This window comes from Paenibacillus sp. YN15, from assembly GCF_003285005.1.
Classification (GTDB): Bacteria; Bacillota; Bacilli; order Paenibacillales; family NBRC-103111; genus Paenibacillus_AR.
Genome location: NZ_QMFA01000033.1, coordinates 47222 through 65496, shown reverse-complemented (window position 1 = coordinate 65496; position 18275 = coordinate 47222). Strand labels below are relative to the sequence as shown.

The 18275-nt window shown below is 55.5% G+C and carries 19 protein-coding genes; 17 read left to right on the top strand and 2 right to left on the bottom strand.

Features of this window, described 5'->3' with window-relative positions:
- The first annotated feature begins 7 nt into the window (after positions 1 to 7).
- Positions 8 to 886, top strand: a complete 879-nt coding sequence (locus tag DQG13_RS22115; protein WP_113022258.1) for a sporulation protein YpjB — start codon at positions 8 to 10, stop codon at positions 884 to 886.
- A 607-nt stretch (positions 887 to 1493) separates the two neighbouring features.
- The gene (locus tag DQG13_RS22105) at positions 1494 to 2072 is read left to right on the top strand and encodes a GNAT family N-acetyltransferase (RefSeq protein ID WP_113022254.1); all 579 of its coding nucleotides are present in this window, start codon (positions 1494 to 1496) and stop codon (positions 2070 to 2072) included.
- 250 nt (positions 2073 to 2322) lie between these two features.
- Here DQG13_RS22105 and DQG13_RS22100 read toward each other — a convergent pair whose 3' ends face one another.
- Positions 2323 to 3192 (bottom strand): YitT family protein, encoded by an 870-nt coding sequence (locus DQG13_RS22100; RefSeq protein WP_113022292.1) that lies wholly within the window; start codon positions 3190 to 3192, stop codon positions 2323 to 2325.
- Positions 3193 to 3449: 257 nt separating this feature from the next.
- Between DQG13_RS22100 and DQG13_RS22095 the strand changes: the two genes are divergently transcribed.
- The 15 genes from DQG13_RS22095 (at position 3450) to DQG13_RS22025 (ending at position 17371) form a co-directional block, all read left to right on the top strand.
- On the top strand, positions 3450 to 3797 hold the full coding sequence (locus DQG13_RS22095) for a nucleotide pyrophosphohydrolase (protein ID WP_113022252.1): 348 nt from the start codon (positions 3450 to 3452) through the stop codon (positions 3795 to 3797).
- A 46-nt stretch (positions 3798 to 3843) separates the two neighbouring features.
- Entirely contained in the window at positions 3844 to 4362 is a 519-nt protein-coding gene (locus DQG13_RS22090; RefSeq protein WP_181592919.1) for a tetratricopeptide repeat protein, read from the top strand.
- A 53-nt stretch (positions 4363 to 4415) separates the two neighbouring features.
- Positions 4416 to 5219 carry a 4-hydroxy-tetrahydrodipicolinate reductase gene (gene dapB / locus DQG13_RS22085; RefSeq protein WP_113022290.1) on the top strand — a complete coding sequence of 268 codons (804 nt, stop codon included), beginning with the start codon at positions 4416 to 4418 and terminating at the stop codon, positions 5217 to 5219.
- 28 nt (positions 5220 to 5247) lie between these two features.
- The gene (gene mgsA, locus DQG13_RS22080) at positions 5248 to 5676 is read left to right on the top strand and encodes a methylglyoxal synthase (protein WP_113022248.1); all 429 of its coding nucleotides are present in this window, start codon (positions 5248 to 5250) and stop codon (positions 5674 to 5676) included.
- Complete coding sequence (gene bshB1 / locus DQG13_RS22075; RefSeq protein WP_113022246.1) at positions 5673 to 6374, top strand: bacillithiol biosynthesis deacetylase BshB1; 702 nt, start codon at positions 5673 to 5675, stop codon at positions 6372 to 6374. Before mgsA ends, bshB1 begins: the two co-directional genes overlap by 4 nt.
- Before the next feature lie 33 nt (positions 6375 to 6407).
- Positions 6408 to 7598, top strand: a complete 1191-nt coding sequence (gene bshA / locus DQG13_RS22070; protein ID WP_113022244.1) for an N-acetyl-alpha-D-glucosaminyl L-malate synthase BshA — start codon at positions 6408 to 6410, stop codon at positions 7596 to 7598.
- Positions 7599 to 7617: 19 nt separating this feature from the next.
- Positions 7618 to 8904: a CCA tRNA nucleotidyltransferase gene (locus tag DQG13_RS22065; protein WP_181592918.1), complete on the top strand. Its 1287-nt coding sequence runs from the start codon at positions 7618 to 7620 to the stop codon at positions 8902 to 8904.
- A gap of 1 nt (position 8905) precedes the next feature.
- Positions 8906 to 9886 (top strand): biotin--[acetyl-CoA-carboxylase] ligase, encoded by a 981-nt coding sequence (locus tag DQG13_RS22060; protein WP_113022240.1) that lies wholly within the window; start codon positions 8906 to 8908, stop codon positions 9884 to 9886.
- A 59-nt stretch (positions 9887 to 9945) separates the two neighbouring features.
- Entirely contained in the window at positions 9946 to 10437 is a 492-nt protein-coding gene (locus DQG13_RS22055; protein WP_113022238.1) for a hypothetical protein, read from the top strand.
- Positions 10438 to 10758: 321 nt separating this feature from the next.
- Positions 10759 to 11613: a 3-methyl-2-oxobutanoate hydroxymethyltransferase gene (gene panB / locus DQG13_RS22050; protein ID WP_113022236.1), complete on the top strand. Its 855-nt coding sequence runs from the start codon at positions 10759 to 10761 to the stop codon at positions 11611 to 11613.
- A 98-nt stretch (positions 11614 to 11711) separates the two neighbouring features.
- Entirely contained in the window at positions 11712 to 12623 is a 912-nt protein-coding gene (gene panC / locus DQG13_RS22045) for a pantoate--beta-alanine ligase (protein WP_113022234.1), read from the top strand.
- Positions 12616 to 13002 (top strand): aspartate 1-decarboxylase, encoded by a 387-nt coding sequence (panD, locus tag DQG13_RS22040; RefSeq protein WP_113022232.1) that lies wholly within the window; start codon positions 12616 to 12618, stop codon positions 13000 to 13002. Before panC ends, panD begins: the two co-directional genes overlap by 8 nt.
- 87 nt (positions 13003 to 13089) lie before the next feature.
- Entirely contained in the window at positions 13090 to 13803 is a 714-nt protein-coding gene (locus DQG13_RS22035) for a tetratricopeptide repeat protein (protein WP_113022230.1), read from the top strand.
- An 89-nt stretch (positions 13804 to 13892) separates the two neighbouring features.
- Positions 13893 to 16751 (top strand): ATP-dependent DNA helicase DinG, encoded by a 2859-nt coding sequence (gene dinG, locus DQG13_RS22030; protein ID WP_113022228.1) that lies wholly within the window; start codon positions 13893 to 13895, stop codon positions 16749 to 16751.
- Complete coding sequence (locus tag DQG13_RS22025; protein ID WP_113022226.1) at positions 16748 to 17371, top strand: redox-sensing transcriptional repressor Rex; 624 nt, start codon at positions 16748 to 16750, stop codon at positions 17369 to 17371. The genes dinG and DQG13_RS22025 overlap by 4 nt, the downstream gene beginning before the upstream one ends.
- A gap of 195 nt (positions 17372 to 17566) precedes the next feature.
- Here DQG13_RS22025 and DQG13_RS22020 read toward each other — a convergent pair whose 3' ends face one another.
- Positions 17567 to 18187, bottom strand: coding sequence for a DUF47 domain-containing protein (locus DQG13_RS22020; RefSeq protein WP_113022288.1), 621 nt, complete (start codon positions 18185 to 18187; stop codon positions 17567 to 17569).
- Positions 18188 to 18275 lie beyond the last annotated feature (88 nt).

Here is an 18275-nt window from a genome sequence, read left to right as displayed (position 1 = left end):
TGTCCACATGATGATTCGTAGAAGATGTACAATCCCGCTCTGCCTGCTGGGGTTGATAGTGATGCTGGTCCTGGCTGGCTGCGGGCGGGAACAGGCGGAAGGCGTAAAAAGCATGGAGATGCCGTTGGCGGAAGAATCCGCACAGCTGCAAGCGCTGAATGTAAAAGCCGACGAGCTGTACAAGCATGCCGCCGCCGGACAATATCTGGAGGCCAGGAAGGCGCTGGAGGAATTCGGAAACCTGGCGGCTTCCGCTTCTTATGCCGGCGTGACCGGCATAGAGGGAGTGGATGCGCTGACGGATGCCGTGGTGGAGGCCAAGCGCCAGTTCAACGCGGCCAGCCTGGAGCCGGAGAAGGTTGTTCACGCGGCGGCGCGGCTGAAGCTGGCTGCAGATGCCCTTACCCACAAAAAACAGCCCATGTGGCTCCATTATTATAAAGTGTTAAGCGGCGACACCGCCCGTCTGGAGGAGGCGGCATCCAAGGGGAACCAGGCGGCCGCCAAAGCGGCTTTTGTTGCGCTGAACGGCCATTATGACGCCATCCGGCCCTCCGTGTGGATCAGCCGCACTCCCGAGGAGGCGGAGCGGATGGATTCGCTGCTGGCTTTTTTTGCGAAGCAGGTGGAGCCTGCCGCCTTCCAGAAGGAAGCGCTGGAGGGAGGCATCCGGCAATGGCGGGAAACCCTCTCGGCCCTGTTCCGCAAAGGGGATGACCAATCCGTTTATTTGCCGATTGTGGAGCCGGATCAGCCTATTCTATGGACCCTGACCATCGGCCTGGTCATTGCCGGAGTGCTGGCTTTCGCCGGCTGGCGGATGATCCGGGTGGAGCGGGAGGCGGTGCGGCCGCCCCGCTTCCGCGGCATGGGTGGGGGCAATTGATGGTGGAAATCTGCCGGCCCTATCCTGGCTTTCAGCCTTCGACAGGGCAGGAAGCGGAAATTTGCTTTCAGCAGTGTGTCAGGATGGCTTCGGCGTTGCGGAAAGGACTTCTGCTGGGTGAAAAAGAGGGGAACGGTTGGCGGCGGACAGAGAATCCGTTATTTTACTCCAGAAACAAGGAATTCCCTCGTTTTTTCACACTTAACGGATTGTGAGTCCGCGAAGGAGAAAAAAGGGGGAATTTTTGCAAAATAACGGAACGAGAGTCCGGCGAATCGAAATTCAGACGGATAGTCTGCTTTCGGCGTCGCGACAATTTTAACGAGGTGAAAAAATTTCGGTCAAATCGTGGCTTTATCAGAAACATTGGATGAGAACAGTATTTCGGGGAATACAATGCAGTTTTGTCTACATTTTACCGAATCTGAATCGCAAGTAATAGAAAATGCCTATGATGTGTTAAAAGAAGATGCGGATATAAAGTTTCCGCTAGGTCCATGCTTTTTTAGTCCATATATGTTTGGGTTGATTGATAAATTTGGAGTGAATTGGTGTTTGTTTTATTAATAACCATGTTGAACAGCTCAGAAGGAGAGAAGATTTCAAAATGATCGTATGCAAGCAAGTGGATAGAACATATTTCCCCCAATACGACAGTATCCCTATGCGCATAAACGTGACAAGCTATTATAAGGTCGAGAAATTAAACCGCGGATTAGGAGGTTTTGCACTTGTTGAAACTTCTGTGAAGCCGCATGTCAAGGATTTCTGTACAGGCGATGATGAAAGTGTGACACGGTGGGAAAAGCGATTTGACATTTCCAACTGGGCTTTCTTTATGGCTTTTGACGGAGAATGCCCCATCGGTGCTGCTACTGTTTTGTCACGTACCAAAGAAATAAATATGCTTGCGGGCAGAGATGACCTGGCCGTGCTGTGGGACATTCGGGTACATGATGATTATAAGGGGCAAGGTGTTGGACAAAGGTTATTTGATATGGCGGTAAGCTGGTCCCGCGAACAGAACCTTTCACAAATGAAAATTGAGTGTCAGAACAACAATGTTCCGGCTGTAAAGTTTTATCACAAACAAGGCGCAGTCCTGTCTATGGTAGACGAATACGCTTATTATAATGAGCCGGAGTACCGTCATGAAACACAGTTTATTTGGTATTTGCAGTTATGAATGTGCGGCGAAGGTATAGCATACACAAAATGTACGCTATCCGGATCAGAAGCTACTTTACATGGGAATAGCATACACAAAATGTACGCTATTCCTCAAATCAAGCCTGGTTATCGTCCATTTTCAGCTGATAACGTACATTTCAGGTATGCTATTTACCGGATAGCAGGTTGTTTGGGCAAATAGCATACATTTTATGGCGCTTACATCCCCAATCTCAAATTCTAACCCGTGGCCGCCGCGTCAAGCATCACTCCTTCTTAAAGCCCTCGCCCAGCACATCGTGAACGTCGTTGATGACCATAAAGGCCTGGGGATCGACGGCGCGCACCAGCGTTTTCAGCCGCCGCACCTCGGCGCGTCCCACGATGCAATACACCATGCTTTTGGCGGTTTGGGAATACGCGCCTATGGCGGGCAGGAGCGTTACGCCCCGGTCCAGCTCCTTGGTGATGGCCGCGGCAAGGGCCTCGCCCTTATCGGTAATGACGGTAAACTCCTTGGCCGCATAAGCCCCTTCCGTGATGAAATCGATGGTGCGGGTGGCAATAAATACGGAAACCAGGGTGTACAGCACCCGCTCCTGAGGCAAATAAAACAGGGCGGCGCCGATGACCACGGCGTCAAACCCCAGAATTACCTGGCCCATGCTCCAGCCCCGGTACTTATTCCCGAGACGGGCGATAATGTCCCCGCCTCCGGTGGTGCCGCCGAACCGGAACACCAGTCCCAGCCCGGTTCCCAGGGTGATCCCCGCATACAGCGCCACCAGGAGCAGATCATCCGGCTTCTCGAAGGGTTTGATCCAGCCGGCCCGGGTCCAGCGCTCCATCAAGGCCAGGAACAGGGAAACGGCCACCGTGCCCAGAATGGTCAGGCGCATGGCCCGTTTGCCCAGGATGCTCCAGCCCAGAATGAACAGCGGAATGTTCAAGGCCAAGGTGGTCAATGAAGGCGGAAGCTCGCCGGCATAATAGAGCAGCAGGGCGATGCCGGTAACCCCTCCTTCCATCAGCTGGTTGGAGATGACGAAATAGTGAAGTCCGAAGGCATAGATGGCGGAGCCCAGCGCAATAAAAAATACGGATTTCCACAGATCCCATTGCCGGCGGTCCAACATTCCGTTTTCAACGCCCCTTTCATGAGAGGAATGCAAGATGAATTCAGGGTGCAAATGGCTGCATACAGCATCCATTATACCCTGTTTTTTCATTTTATGGACGTTTCGCTGGGGAGAAGCGGAACGGATTTTGCGCCCGGCAGCCGTTTCCGCTCATTTCTCTATGTGCAAAACCCGACAATCAATGCTATTATCGTATGTAAACATGCACCAAACACCAAGAAAGCAAACAGCTACAATCAAGGAGGCGGGCGGCTTTGCAGGCGAAGACGCTTCAGGATATCCAGCATGAAGTGGACCAGTACATATCCCAGTTCAAGGAAGGCTATTTCAGCCCCATGACCATGCTGGCCAGAATGACCGAGGAAGTGGGGGAGCTGGCCCGGGAAGTGAACCACCGGTTCGGCGAAAAACCGAAAAAACCGGATGAGGCGGAGAACTCCATTGAGCTGGAGCTGGGGGACATTTTGTTCATTACCGTTTGCTTCGCCAATTCTCTGGGGATTGATTTGACGGAGGCCCATAACAAGGTGATGCACAAATTCAACACCCGGGATGCCAACCGCTGGCAGAGACGGGACACCGAAAGCGAGCTCCCGTCATAAAATATCCCATCCGACCGGTTTGAACCGGGTTGCGGGAGGGGATAGAATGAATGGCGCGGAGGCGATCCAGCGGGCGTATGAGGCGATTTTGAAAAGCGACTTTGAAGCGGCTGTAGAATGGTTTCTCAAGGCGGTTGCCCTGGAGCCGGATAATCCGGATTATTATTACCGGCTGTCCATAACCTGCGCCAGGAGCGACAAACTGCCGGAGGCATTGGGCTATGCCCGCGAAGCATTGAGGCTGTCGGGCGGAGAGTCGGTGTACCAGCTTCACTTGGACTATCTCCTGGCCAAAGAAAAAGCGGTTCAGGCAGAGGCCTGCCTCAAGCAGGGCGGCTCCCAGTTGTACCTGGCCGTCAGTTTGCTGAAGGAAGCCATCCGGCTGGACCCCTTGTCGGTAGAGGCGCGGCTGCTTTTGGGATACGCCTTGGGCGAGCTTGAGGAATATCCCCAGGCGATTGCCGCCCTGAAGGAAGCGTCGCGGCTGAATCCCCAGCATGAAGGGGTCCGGGGGTTGCAGGCCGAGTTGGAAAAGCGGCTGTCCAAGACGCTGCGTAATAAGTAAAGGGATGAATGGCGCACAATAGAGAACAAGATGGAAGGAACTAGGTGAAGCGGATGACAAACATCATTAAAGTTGCAGTATCGGGCGCAAGCGGGCGGATGGGCAGAGAAGTGGTCAAGATGGTCCTGGAGGACCCGGAACTGAAGCTTGTTGCCGCTGTGGACCGCCATGAGGAAGGCAAGGATGCGGCAAGCCTGGTTGGGCTTCCGGATTGCGGAGTGGCCCTTACCCGGGAGCTGGGGGAGACGCTCATCCGGACCAGACCCGACGTTCTGGTGGATTTCACCATTCCCCAATCCGCTGTTGTGAATACCAGTGTGGCCATCCGCTGCGGCGTACGGCCGGTTATCGGCACCACCGGCTTTACGCCGGAGGATATCGCCGAATTGGACAAGCAGTGCCGGGAGCAGGGAATCGGCGGGCTCATCGCCCCCAATTTTTCCATCGGCGCCATTCTGATGATGAGGTTTGCCGCCCAGGCCGCCAAGCATATGCCCCATGTGGAAATTATCGAATTCCATGGGGACCAGAAGCTGGATGCGCCCTCCGGCACCGCCATCAAAACAGCCGAGCTGATTGCCGAAAACCGCAGAGAGCTGCGCCAGGGCAATCCCGAAGAAGAGGAAAGTATTGAAGGAAGCCGCGGAGGGTACTACAATGGGTTTAGAATCCACAGCGTCCGCCTTCCCGGTGTGTTCGCCCAGCAGGAGGTTGTGTTCGGAGGCTACGGCCAGACGCTGAAGATCCGCCACGATTCCTTCGACCGCGCCGGCTACATGCCCGGTGTGAACCTGGCTGTCAAGAAGGTGCTGGAGACAACGGGAATGGTGTACGGATTCGAGCATTTTATCGACTGACAGAGACAAGAAGGGGAGAGAGTAACCGATGCCCATGAAAATAGCCTTGATTGCCCACGACCGAAAAAAAGAAGAAATGGTCAATTTCGTAGTAGCATTTGAACATGTGTTTTGCGATGAACACGAGCTGTATGCCACCGGCACCACCGGACAGCGGATCATGGAGGCCACCGGCCTGAAGGTTCACCGCTTTATGTCCGGTCCACTGGGCGGCGACCAGCAGATCGGCGCTTTGGTAGCGCAAAATGAGATGGACCTGGTGATTTTTCTGCGCGATCCGCTGATGGCCCAGCCCCACGAGCCCGACATTACGGCGCTGCTGCGTCTTTGCGACGTACAGGGGATTCCTGTGGCCACCAATATCGCGACGGCGGAAATTCTGATCAAGGCGCTGGAACGCGGGGATTTTGCCTGGCGGGAGCTGGTTCACAAATATAAGCCGGGTGTTGAGGAATGACGGACGGACTTGATCTTCTGATTTTTGGCGCCCATCCCGACGATGCCGAAATCGGCATGGGGGCCACCATCTATAAGCACACCTCCGCAGGCCTTCGGGTAGGCATCTGCGATCTCACCCGGGCGGAAATGTCCTCCAACGGGGATGTGGAGACGCGCAAGCGGGAAGCGGAGGAGGCCGCGCAGATTCTTGGCCTTGCCGAGCGCACCAATCTGGGGCTCCCGGACCGGGGGCTCAACGCGGGCAAGGAGCAGATCGACGCCATTACCCTGGAAATCCGCCGGCTCCGGCCGCGGATTGTCATGGCGCCCTATTGGCAGGACCGGCATCCTGACCATGTGGCATGCAGCCATCTGGTGAAGGAGGCGGTATTCAACGCCAAGCTGCGGCGCTATCTTCCCCAGAGCGAGCCTGTTCTGGTGGAGAAGCTCCTGTTTTATTTTATCAATGATGTATACGAGGCCGATCTGGTTGTGGATGTGGGAGAGGTGTATGACCGCAAAACGGCAGCCCTGTCCGCTTACCGCTCCCAATTTACGGAGGCCGGACCAGGAAATGACTATGTGGTTACGCCGCTGAACCAATCGTATCTGACCCGGGTGGAAGAGAGAGACCGGCTGCTTGGGCAAAAGCTGAATTTTACATACGCGGAAGGGTTTGTTTCCCTCATGCCTCATGAGGTGAATTTGTTTGTATAAAGGAAAGTCCCGGCAAGAGAAAGGGGATCGGATATGAGCGAAACCTTGCGGATCGGCATTACCTGCTATCCAACGCTGGGCGGTTCCGGCGTGGTTGCCACGGAGCTGGGAAAGATGCTGGCGGAAAAGGGACACGATGTTCATTTCATCACGCATAGTATCCCGTTTCGTCTGGGCAGATTCGATAAGCATATTTTCTTTCACGAGGTGGAAGTCAGCGATTATTATGTGTTCCGCTATCCTCCGTATGATCTGTCCCTGGCCAGCAAGCTGGCGCAGGTGGCCAAGCGGGAGAAGCTGGATTTACTGCATGTGCATTATGCTATACCGCATGCGGTGTGCGCCCTCCTGGCCAAGCAAATGGTGGGGGATCACTTGAAGGTGGTTACAACCCTGCACGGCACGGATATTACGGTTCTGGCCCAGGACGATTCCCTGTCCGATCTGATCCGCTACGCCATTAATCAGAGCGATGCGGTTACCGCCGTGTCGGAGGACCTGATCCGGGAAACCCGGGAGACGCTTTTGGTGGACCGGCCCATTGATTTGACCTATAACTTCGTGGACAAACGGGTCTATTATCCCCGGAACGTCAGCAAGCTGAGGGCGGAATTCGCCCATGTGGACGAAAAAATCCTCATGCACATCAGCAACTTCCGTCCGGTAAAGCGGGTCCTGGATGTGGTGGAGATATTCGCCAAGGTCAACGACAACGTTCCTTCCCGCCTGCTTTTTGTTGGAGAGGGGCCGGACCTGTCCAAGGTGATGGCGCGGGTCAAGGAGCTGGGCTTAAGCGACCGGGTGTCCTTCTGCGGCAAGCAGGATGATGTGGCTGAAGTGATTTCCCTGGCAGACCTGCTGCTGCTTCCTTCCGAAAAAGAAAGCTTCGGACTGGTGGCCTTGGAGGCCATGGCCTGCGGGGTGCCTACAGTGGGCTCCTTGGCAGGCGGGATTCCGGAGCTGGTGAAGGACGGGGAAACGGGCTTTTTGTCCCCCGTGGGGGATACGGACAAAATGGCCAGGGACGCCATCCGGCTCCTGTCGGACAGCGGCCTGTACCAGCGGATGGTGGAGGCCTGCTTGTCCCGGGCCCGCAATGCCTTCTGCAATAACCGGATTACGGCGGATTATGAGGATATTTATTACCGTGTGCTGGGGCGGGCCGCACCGGAGCGGAAAGCTGCCGGCGGCAACGCCGAATCTAAATTGAGCTGTCTGGGGTAATGCGATGGTGTGGAGCAAAATGGAGAAGTTGGGCCTTGGCCTGCTGGAGCAATTGGAGCAGGCCGGTTATGAGGCTTATTTTGTCGGCGGATATGTAAGGGATAAGTACCTGGGCAAGCCAGTGAAAGATATTGATATCGCCACCTCGGCCAGACCGGAAGAGGTGGTAAAGCTGTTTACCCGGACTATTCCCACGGGATTAAAGCATGGTACGGTCACAGTTTTGGCAGAGGGAGAGACCTTCGAGGTCACTACCTTCCGCAAGGAATCCGACTACGCGGATTTCCGCAGGCCGGATGAGGTGGAGTTTATTTCCGAGCTGGAGGAGGATTTGCGCCGCCGGGATTTCACCATGAATGCCATGGCCATGGACAAAAACGGGGTGATCCGCGATCCCTTCGGCGGAAAGGACGATCTTCAGGCCGGTCTGCTCCGCTGTGTGGGCGATCCTGCCGAGCGGTTCCGGGAGGATGCGCTGCGGATGCTGCGGTGCGTCCGCTTTGCCGCCGTTTACGGTCTTGCGGTGGATGAAGCCACCTGGCAGGCGGTGCTGGAGCGGCGGGAGCTGCTCTTGCATGTGGCCATGGAGCGGGTCCGGGTGGAGCTGGAGCGAATGATGGCCGGGCCGCATCCCGTGGAGGGCTGGAGACTGCTTGCCGCCAGCGGCTTGCTGGCGTTTACGAAGGAAGCGCTGGATTGGCCGTATTCCGCTGCTGAAGGCTGTGCCTTGCCTGCGGAGCTTGGGACGCTGGCGGCGTTGGAGGATGCAGGACAGCGCTGGATTTTGCTCCTGCTGACGGCTGGCATGGATGCCAAGCGGAGTCGGGAGCTGCTTCGGAAGCTAACCTTTTCGCTGAAGGATTTGGAGCGTTTTGCCAGAGCGGCGGAATTCCACCAATGGGCGTCGGAAACAGAGTGGACTGCGGACATGGCCCGGAAATGCAATGGGCTGGAGGCTTGCTCAGCAGCCGAAGCGTGGCAATTGGCCGCCCTGCAAATCGGCGTGGAAGCGGCTTCCGATTGGCTTGCGGTGATGGAGGCGCTGGAGCGGCAGGATTATCCTGCAGCGCCGGGCCTTCGGCTGCCTGTGGATCAAGGGCGGGAGTGGCTCAACGGGCTCAAGGTCAGGGAATTGAAGGAGCTGGCCTTAACCGGCGGGGAGCTTATTGCCGCCTCCGGGCGCAGCGCCGGTCCTTGGGTAGGCGCGGCGATGTCCCGCCTGCTGCGGCTTGCGGCCGTTGGCCGGGTTGCCAACATCAAGCAGGAATTGCTGGAAGCAGCGCTGAAGGCTGAAGGAGGCGCATAGAATGAAGCAACGGCTTTTGGAGCTGTTTAAAAGCGCGGGCGGCGGCTATTTGTCCGGCGGAGAGATCAGCAAAGCTCTTGAGGTCAGCCGGACGGCCGTCTGGAAGCACATCCAGGCGCTGAAGGAAGACGGCTTTACCTTTGAGGCTGTGCCGCGGCGCGGCTACAAGCTGCTGTCCCAGCCGGACACCCTCTCGCCGGATGACCTGCTTCCCTTGCTGCGTACCCGGGTCCTGGGCAAGAGCATTCACTGCTTCGATGAGGTGGACTCTACGCAAAATGTGGCCCAGCGCCTGATCCGGGACGGAGCGCCGGAGGGCACGCTGGTGCTGGCTGAGCGCCAGACGGCCGGCAGAGGGCGGCTGGGACGCCACTGGCATTCCCCCAAGGGAAAAGGGATTTATATGAGCCTGGTGGTCAAGCCGGAAATTCCTCTGCACCTGACGCCGCATCTGACCCTGTTGGCCGCGGTGGCCTTAAACCGGGCCATCCGCAAGGTGGTGCCCGAGGTGGAGCCGGGCATTAAGTGGCCCAATGATCTGCTTATCGGCGGTAAAAAAATCAGCGGCATTCTCCTGGAATCCAGCGCCGAGAATGAGCAGCTGCAGTATATTGTGACGGGGGTGGGCATCAGCTGCAACCTGGAGCGGTCGGACTATCCGGAGGAGCTGGCGGACAGAGCCACCTCCCTCTTGATTGAATCCGGCAGGCGGATTGACCGCGCCAGGCTGATCGCTCAATTTTTGGGGCAGCTGGAGGAGCTGTACGGGCTTTATTACTCCCAGGGCTTCAGTCCCATTCAGACCCTCTGGGAGGCTTCGGCCGTAACCCTGGGGCAGACTGTGCGCTCCTCCGACGCCAACGGGTCCTTTGAAGGGACAGCGGTAGGGCTCAATGAATGGGGCGGGCTGCGCTTGCGGCTGGCCGACGGCAGCGAACGGACGATTTATTCGGCCGATGCCAGGGAACAGAATTACCGCTAGAATCGACATGGTGGTCTCGGGGCCATTGAATATTCTTGAATTATGAAGGGGGAACGGAGATGAAACGTTTGCTTCTTCGGAGTGTTGGGCTTACAGCCTGTCTGTTGCTTACCATGACTGCCTGCTCCGGCCAAAAAAGTTCAGAGACGGATGCCGTTAAGCTGGGCACCGCCTACAAGGAAACGCAGTACAATGTGCGGCAGGAAGCCTGGTCCGATGACGAGCAGGCGGTGAATGAAAGGCTGAAGCCGTTTTTGACCGGCGAACGGTACGAGAAGCTGCTTGCCAACCGGGAGGGATATTACCCCCTGTTCCTGGCCAAAAACTCCGAAAGCACCGTTTCTCTTCATTCCATCAGCTTCCAGCCTGCTGAACATACCGGGGAAACATTGGAATTTACCTACACCCTTCAACTGGGCCTGTCCAACGGAAAAGGCCAGACCAAGGTGGAAAAGGCCGGACAGATGGGCTTCAAAAAGGAAAACGGGGAATGGAAAATTTACCGGGATAGTGAGGAAAAGCTGCAGGAAAAGGACTTTCCCGCCAACTGAATGATTGAAAATGAATAGCTTTTTTTCATAAATTGCAGTATGATGCAAGTAAAGACTTAAGCAGCGTAAACCAGGTGCTTCTGGTCAGGCGGTATCTTCCACAGAACCGCACTTTCTCGCTGTTTGGGGAATGCTATACCTTAGGGCTTTCCGAAGGAAAGCCGGCATCGTAAGCATCAGCTTATATCGGATTCTGCTCTGAGCCGTTTGGACCGAGACAGAAGGGATCATAAGACAATTGAACCATGTCTTTTTGTGACCTTATCGGCCTTCCTGCGGCGGGAAGGTTTTTTTATTTTCATAAAATAAGGAGAGATCACTATGGAAAGCCGTAAACCGGTCACAATTCCGCAATTCAAAAAGATGAAAAAGGACGGAACGCCCATTGCGTTCCTCACTGCATATGATTATCCTTCCGCCCAATTGGCGGAGGAGGCCGGTGTGGACGGCATCCTGATCGGCGATTCCTTGGGCAATGTGGTGCTGGGTTATGATTCCACCCTTCCCGTTACTCTGGACGATATGATCCACCACACCAAAGCCGTCACCCGCGGCGCGAAGATCCCTTTTGTGATCACGGATATGCCTTTTTTGACTTATCATGGCAGTATCGATGAAACCATGCGCAATGTGGGCCGTGTGATGCGGGAGGGGTTGTGCAAAGGGGTAAAAATGGAGGGCGGCGCTGAAATTGCCGCTGCGGTGGAAGCATGTGTGCGCGCCGGGGTTCCCGTCATGGGGCATATCGGGCTGACTCCCCAGGCGGTCCACCAGATTGGCGGCTACCGGATTCAGGGCAAGGATTCCGCCGGGGCGCAAAAGCTGCTGGAGGATGCGCTGGCCTTGGAAAAAGCCGGAGCCTTCGCCATTGTGCTGGAGCTGGTGACGGAGGAGGTAGCCCGGATGATTACCTCCCGGCTGTCCATCCCCACCATCGGTATCGGAGCAGGCGCCGGATGCGACGGGCAAATTCTGGTGTTCCACGATATTCTCCATTACGGCCCGGACATCCGTCCCAAGAAGTTCGTGAAAACCTATACGGATGTGGGCAGTGCCATCCGCCAGGGCATCCGCCAATATGTGGATGAGGTAAAAACCGCACAGTTCCCCCGCGATGAACATGCATTTAAGGGGAATCAGGAGGCCATCGCCTATCTGTACGGCAATAAGGAGTAACTATTCCCCCAAAAGTGAAGAGAAGCTCTGATGTCTATACCCATTACTTTTGGGGGAGCCCCCCCTATAAGATTGTTTTTCAGAGGGAGAGAGAAACCATGCAAATCGCCAGAACGATAGAAGATGCGCGTTTTATGATTATGGAAGCCAAAACCCGGGCGCTTCAGGAAGGGCGCTCCACGGTAACCGGTCTTGTTCCCACCATGGGTTATCTCCATCAGGGACACGCCAGCTTGCTCCGCAGGGCCAAGGAGGAATGCGGCGTCCGGGTGTTGAGCATTTTTGTCAACCCCATTCAATTCGGGCCCAAGGAGGACCTGTCCCGGTATCCCCGGAATGAAGACGGCGACTTTCAGCTGGCGGAGGAGAATGGCGTGGATGTAGTGCTTCTGCCGTCTGTGGAGGAGATGTATCCGCGGCCCATTCAAACCAGCGTTCGGGTGGCAGGAGTTACGGAAAGACTGTGCGGCGCTTCCCGGCCCGGTCATTTTGACGGGGTGGCTACGGTGGTCTCCAAGCTGTTCAATATTGTCCAGCCGGATAAAGCCTACTTCGGCATGAAGGACGCCCAGCAGGTGGCGGTGATCGAGCAGATGATCTTCGACCTGAATATTCCCGTGGAAATTGTGCCTTGTCCCATTGTCCGGGAAGCGGACGGATTGGCCTTGAGCTCCCGGAATGTGTATCTCGGCGGGGAGGAGCGGCGCCAGGCCCTGATTCTTTCGGAAACCCTGCGTTTGACGGAAGGGTGGCTGGCGGAATGCCAGGGGGATTTTGCCGCGGTGAAGGAAAAAATGGCGGCCCATATCCGGACCATGCCTCTTGCCGATATTGATTATGTGGATTTGATGCTGTACCCGGACATTCGTCCGGTGTACGGATTGCCTCAAGAGGAATGGACCGGCCAACGTCTCCTGGCGGCGCTGGCAGTCCGTTTCGGAACGACCCGCCTGATTGATAACCGGTTGTTTGAGCTGGGGATGCCGAAAGGAGCGATTTCCAATGTTTAGAACTATGATGAAGGCCAAGCTGCACAGAGCGACAGTGACAGAGGCCAACCTGAATTATGTGGGTAGCATTACAATCGATGAGGATTTGATGGATTTGGTGGATCTGCTCCCCAATGAAAAGGTGCAGATCGTCAATAATAATAACGGCGCCCGGCTGGAGACCTATACGATTCCCGGTCCCCGCGGGTCCGGCGTGATCTGTCTCAACGGAGCCGCCGCGCGGCTGGTCCACCCCGGCGATATTGTCATTATTATCAGCTACGCCATGATGACCGATGAAGAGGCGCGTGCCCTAAAGCCCAAGATTGCAGTGCTGGATCACGCCAATAAGCCTGTGAATATGCTGGAATCCGAGCCTCCATCCACCGTTCTTATCTAGACAGCCCCTAATTTTAAGCGGTATGAAACCTGCTGCGGTGACAAAGAATGAGGGTACAACAATCTTGAAGCCCAAGGTGGTGTGCCCATGTTCAAACAGCTGTTTGCCTCCATGAACGGCGCATTGGATGATATTCTGTCGCGTCTCCCCGCGTCCAGCGGCAAAGAGCGTAAGGACCTGGAAGAGCGGCTGTCCGTGTTAAAGGCAATGAGCGACACCTGCATTGAGGAATGGCTGTTGTTTGAGGAAAAGCTGGGGCTGCTGTCGGATGGAGGAACTGCCCCGGAGACGCCCTCTCCCAAGGCTAAGACCCAGCCGCCATCCGCCAAGTCTGCGCCGTTAACGGCTGCGGCTGCCATATCATCTGCGACCGCCGGATTCATGTCCGAGTCGTCCGCCAAACCCAAAGCTGCGCCCTCCTCCGGGCTGAAAAAGACGCTGAATTCGGCCAGCTTTTCCAAAGGGCAGGGGTACTATAAGCTCTCCATGTACAAGCGGGCGGTGGAGGAGCTGGAGCGTGTAGTGGAGAAGCAGCCGGATGATCTGCTGGCCCGGATGTACCTGGCTATGGCGTACTTCCACTGTGAGGAATTTGCGGAGGCCTACCGCCATTTTCAAATTGTGGTGCCCTTGACGGATGATCAGAGGATCAAGGCCATTTCCTACAATGCCATGGGCTGCATTCAGGCCGAACGGCAAAATCTGGACAAGGCGCTGGAGCTGTTCCGGCTGGCCCATTCGGCGGACCCGGCCTCTGTTGAGCCTGTTTTGAGTCCGGCCCATTGGGATAAACGAAGGTAAACAAAACATTTGTTCTTCCCAATCCCGAATCCTTTTGGTATCCTAAAAAGGACAGGTCTAACATAACGAGAGAGGATTGGACGGGGAGAATGAAATTCGCCGTATTGGATTTTGAAACAACAGGCAACCAGCCCTCCGACGAAATCATTCAAGCCGGACTGGTCATCCTGGAAGATACTGAAATTATCGGCAGATACGCCTCCTTTATTAAACCGTCGGGGCCTATACCCGACTTTATCACCACCCTGACCGGCATCACGGACGAAATGGTGGAGAATGCCTCTTCCGTAGAGAACGTAATGGCGCAGATGGCCCCTCTTCTGGAGGACGCAGTGCTGGTGGGTCATAATGTATTGTTTGATCTCGGCTTTTTGCAGCGGGGTTTGGATGTTTCGGGGTATCGGCCCTTTTCCGGAAGGGTTCTCGATACCCTGGATTTTTTGCGTATGCTGTTTCCCATGCTTGGCAGCCTGCAGCTCTCCATGGTAACGCAGACCCTGGAGATTCCCCATGACCGGCCTCATCAGGCCGATTCCGATGCGGAAGCCACGGCGCTGCTCTGGGTGAAGGTGCTGGAGCGGTTTGAGGATTTGGATTTACTGACGGTACAGCGTCTTTCCTTTCTTTTTGAAATGGAAAACACGGACCTGAGCTGGTTCCTGAAGGAAATCCGGGAGCTGAAGGAAACGGCCACTTCTCTTGATCCCGACCAGGACCGGTACTTCCGGCAATTTTCCCTGAAGGCCGGGGAATGGGGCGAGGACAAGAAGCCCCGCGCCGGCAAGGAATGGCTAGCCAAACCCTTCGAGGAGTTTCATGCCCAGCTGACGGACCGGATGAAGGAAAAGTTCCCGGGCTACGAGGAACGTCCGGCCCAGGCGCAGATGATCCGCGAGGTGCAGGGAGCATTGTCGGACAGCGCCCATTTGCTCATTGAGGCGGGCACCGGAACCGGCAAATCCCTGGCTTATCTCATTCCGGCGCTTCATTACGGGATCAGCGAGGAGAAGAAAATTGTTGTCAGCACCCACACTATTCAGCTGCAGGAGCAGCTGCGTCAGCGGGATATTCCGCTTCTGCAGGAGCTGTTTCCCTTTGGCTTCGAAGCGGTGGTGCTGAAGGGCCGCAATCATTATCTGTGCCTGCGCAAGTTTGAGGCGAAGGTCAATCAGGCGGACTTTGCCAATGGCCGGGACGACCGGTTGACGGCAGCGCAAATGACGGTCTGGCTTTCCGACACGGAACGGGGAGACGATGAGGAGCTGTATTTAACCTCCAAGGGCAATGATTTCTGGCAGGATGTGCAAAGCGACGCGGACTCCTGTCTGAACCGCCACTGCCCGTGGTTCCGGCGCTGCTTTTATCACCGGGCCAAGCATGAGTCGAACCAGGCGGATGTGATTATCGTCAACCATTCCCTGCTGTTTACGGATATCAAGGCGGAAAACCGGCTGCTTCCGGCTTATTCCCAATTGATTGTGGATGAGGCCCATCATTTTGAGGAAGTGGCGGCCAAGCATCTGGGACTGGAATTGCATTATCTGAGCTTTGTGCACACGTTGACATGGCTGTACAAGGATTCCCGCTCCGGGCTCCTGCCGTTGGTTTCTCTGCGGATTCAGGAGCATGCGGCCGGGGACAAAGCCGCCAAGTGGCTTAGAGCCATTGTGGACGTGGAGGAAAAGCTGGTGGAGGCCAAGGAGCATTGGGACGAGCTGTCCCAGCTGCTGTATGACTTTGCCGGAATGTCGGCAAGCGCCTCCGACCCTGCGTCGGCTGAAGCCGGGCAGCTGGTGGTCCGGGTAAAGCCGGCCATGCTGCCCCCCAGCTGGGAAACCCTCCGCAAGATGGAGGAAAATATCTATGTCGGTCTGGGCGAAGCCTCGCGGCAGCTGGACCGGCTTTTGAATGATTGGAAGGATGTTCAGGATGACTTGGGCATTCAGACCCTGGTTACGGATTTGAATGGGGCAGGCAAGGATCTGGACCGGCACCGGGACACGCTGCACAGGTTCATGCATATGCCCGAGCAGGATGATGTCTATTGGATGGAAGCAAGCAGCCAGTTCAAAAGCAAGTCCCTTCAACTGGTAAGTGTGCCTGCAGATGTAAGCGCCATCCTTCGACAGTTCTTTTTTGATGCAAAAGATAGTATAATATTGACATCTGCCACCTTGTCCGTAGACAAAAAATTTCATTATATCTGCGAACAGCTGGGGCTTGCGGAGAATAGCCCGTCCGGCAAGGTCCGGACAGTGCTTCTGCCGTCCCCCTTTCAATACAGGGAGCAGGCGCTGGTAGCCGTGCCCCGGGATTTTCCCAATATTAAAGGCAGCGCCGCCGAAGCGTATTATATCGAGAAGCTGACGGAATCCCTGCGGGATGTGGCGGTGGCCACCAAGGGAAGAATGCTTGTGCTGTTCACATCCTACCGGATGCTGAAGGCGGTCCACCAGAGGCTGAAGGAGGAGCTGTCCCCCCATGGGATTCAGGTGCTGGGACAGGGGATGGACGGGGCCAACCGCAGCAAGCTGACCCGGATGTTCAAGGACAGCGCCGCAAGCGTCCTGCTGGGCACCAGCTCCTTCTGGGAGGGTGTGGATATTCCCGGCGACGCCTTAAGCTGCCTGGCGATTGTAAGATTGCCTTTCCAGCCGCCCAACCATCCCTTAGTGGAGGCCAAGTGCGAGCTTTATAAGGAAAAAGGACAAAACCCCTTTATCAAGTATTCGGTGCCCCAGGCGGTGATCCGCTTCAAGCAGGGCTTTGGCCGGCTGGTGCGGACCGCTACGGATAAAGGCACGGTTATTGTCTACGATACCCGGGTGATCGATACGGCATACGGCAAGCATTTTCTTTACTCCCTGCCCGGGCCGAAGATTGAGCATATGACGACTTCGCAATTGGTGCCGAGAATCATGGAATGGATGAGGAGTGAGGAAGGTTGAAGACGGAGAAGATTTCGGAGGCCGTCGTGCGAAGGCTTCCGGTATATCTGAGGTTTCTCAATGAATTGAACATGAAGAACGTTCAGACGGTGTCTTCCCAGGATCTGGGGAACAAGCTGGATCTGAACCCGGCCCAAATCCGCAAGGATCTGGCATATTTCGGGGAGTTCGGCAAAAAAGGCATCGGTTATGATGTGAATTACCTGATCGAGAAGATCCGCCAGATTCTGAAGCTGAACCAAGACATTGCCGTTGCCCTGGTGGGGGCAGGAAATCTGGGGCGGGCGCTGTGCAACTACAATGTCTATCTGAAGGATAATATGAAGATTACGGCCATCTTCGACGACAGCCCGGATAAGGTGGGCACCACCATCAACAATCTGGTTGTGCATCCCATGAAGGAGCTGGTGGGTATCATCCGGGAGGAGGCCATCCGGATCGGCATTATTACGGTTCCCGCTTCCGAAGCCCAATCGGTGGCGGATGAGTTTGTCCGCGGCGGGGTGGAGGCGATCCTGAATTTTGCCCCGGTGATTATCAAGGTTCCCATGAACATCCGGGTCCATAATGCGGACTTCACCACCGATTTGCAAAGCTTGGCCTATTATTTGGATGAATAGAGGAGTAAAGGGCTGGCCTGCGCTGCTGCGGGGCCGGTCTTTTTTTATGAATATAACGGTCGGAATGACCGCGGCACTGTGCAGCAGCTCAAGCGGCAGTTACCGCCGTGTGGAGCGGAAAAGGGGAAGAGACTGCAAGGGGAAGGAGCTGCAAAAAAAGGCCGCCCAACGGGCAGCCTTCCAGGGAATTCCGATTTACGCGTATTTCAGCACGATGCTGTCCAGGATATCGGCCACATTCTCGCAGGCATCCGTGGTCAATTCAAGCTGCTCATACATTTCCTTGAGCTTGAAGTCGTGGTACGGGTCCTTGGGGTTGTGGAAAATCTCCTTGATGCCTTGACGGAGCAGCTTGTCTCCCTCATTCTCCATGCTGTTGATCTTCACGGTGAATTCGGCAATCTGCATATACTTCTTCTTGGAAAGCAGCTTGATGGCGTCCAGAATGTACTGGCAGGCATTCACCAGCACAACCGAGAACTCCTTCATGCAATTGTCGGTAGATTGGATATTCAAATAATCAAACCGCGCGATACATTCCTCAATGCCGTCGATTACGTCATCCATCTTCGCAGCCAGCGCCAGGATGTCCTCCCGGTCGATAGGGGTAATAAACACCTTGTTCAGTCCGCGGAACACGGAGTGGGTAATGGTGTCTCCCTTATGCTCCAAGTCGCGGAGCTCCTGCTGGAAGGCGGTAGGTGAGCCTTCGCTCATCATCGCCTGGCGGAATACGTGGGCGGCCTGAAGTGTATTCTCTGCGGATTGTGTCAGCAGTACATAAAAATCCTCATCCTGTTTCTTGCCGATTGCCATCTCCAAAAACCTCCAAGGCTTGCGGGCATTGAAACCCGTGTATTCAAAACGTCCATGCACCAAAGTTATGCATCCGTACCTCCTAAAA

What these genes read in the sequence shown, in the direction of transcription:
- DQG13_RS22035 (WP_113022230.1), top strand. Translation starts at nt 13,090, where the DNA reads ATGTTCAAACAGCTGTTTGCCTCCATGAACGGCGCATTGGATGATATT.
- bshA (WP_113022244.1), top strand. Translation starts at nt 6,408, where the DNA reads ATGAGCGAAACCTTGCGGATCGGCATTACCTGCTATCCAACGCTGGGC.
- dapB (WP_113022290.1), top strand. Translation starts at nt 4,416, where the DNA reads ATGACAAACATCATTAAAGTTGCAGTATCGGGCGCAAGCGGGCGGATG.
- DQG13_RS22115 (WP_113022258.1), top strand. Translation starts at nt 8, where the DNA reads ATGATGATTCGTAGAAGATGTACAATCCCGCTCTGCCTGCTGGGGTTG.
- panC (WP_113022234.1), top strand. Translation starts at nt 11,712, where the DNA reads ATGCAAATCGCCAGAACGATAGAAGATGCGCGTTTTATGATTATGGAA.
- DQG13_RS22100 (WP_113022292.1), bottom strand. Translation starts at nt 3,192, where the DNA reads ATGTTGGACCGCCGGCAATGGGATCTGTGGAAATCCGTATTTTTTATT.
- mgsA (WP_113022248.1), top strand. Translation starts at nt 5,248, where the DNA reads ATGCCCATGAAAATAGCCTTGATTGCCCACGACCGAAAAAAAGAAGAA.
- dinG (WP_113022228.1), top strand. Translation starts at nt 13,893, where the DNA reads ATGAAATTCGCCGTATTGGATTTTGAAACAACAGGCAACCAGCCCTCC.
- bshB1 (WP_113022246.1), top strand. Translation starts at nt 5,673, where the DNA reads ATGACGGACGGACTTGATCTTCTGATTTTTGGCGCCCATCCCGACGAT.
- DQG13_RS22055 (WP_113022238.1), top strand. Translation starts at nt 9,946, where the DNA reads ATGAAACGTTTGCTTCTTCGGAGTGTTGGGCTTACAGCCTGTCTGTTG.
- DQG13_RS22060 (WP_113022240.1), top strand. Translation starts at nt 8,906, where the DNA reads ATGAAGCAACGGCTTTTGGAGCTGTTTAAAAGCGCGGGCGGCGGCTAT.
- panB (WP_113022236.1), top strand. Translation starts at nt 10,759, where the DNA reads ATGGAAAGCCGTAAACCGGTCACAATTCCGCAATTCAAAAAGATGAAA.
- DQG13_RS22065 (WP_181592918.1), top strand. Translation starts at nt 7,618, where the DNA reads ATGGAGAAGTTGGGCCTTGGCCTGCTGGAGCAATTGGAGCAGGCCGGT.
- panD (WP_113022232.1), top strand. Translation starts at nt 12,616, where the DNA reads ATGTTTAGAACTATGATGAAGGCCAAGCTGCACAGAGCGACAGTGACA.
- DQG13_RS22090 (WP_181592919.1), top strand. Translation starts at nt 3,844, where the DNA reads ATGAATGGCGCGGAGGCGATCCAGCGGGCGTATGAGGCGATTTTGAAA.
- DQG13_RS22020 (WP_113022288.1), bottom strand. Translation starts at nt 18,187, where the DNA reads ATGGCAATCGGCAAGAAACAGGATGAGGATTTTTATGTACTGCTGACA.
- DQG13_RS22105 (WP_113022254.1), top strand. Translation starts at nt 1,494, where the DNA reads ATGATCGTATGCAAGCAAGTGGATAGAACATATTTCCCCCAATACGAC.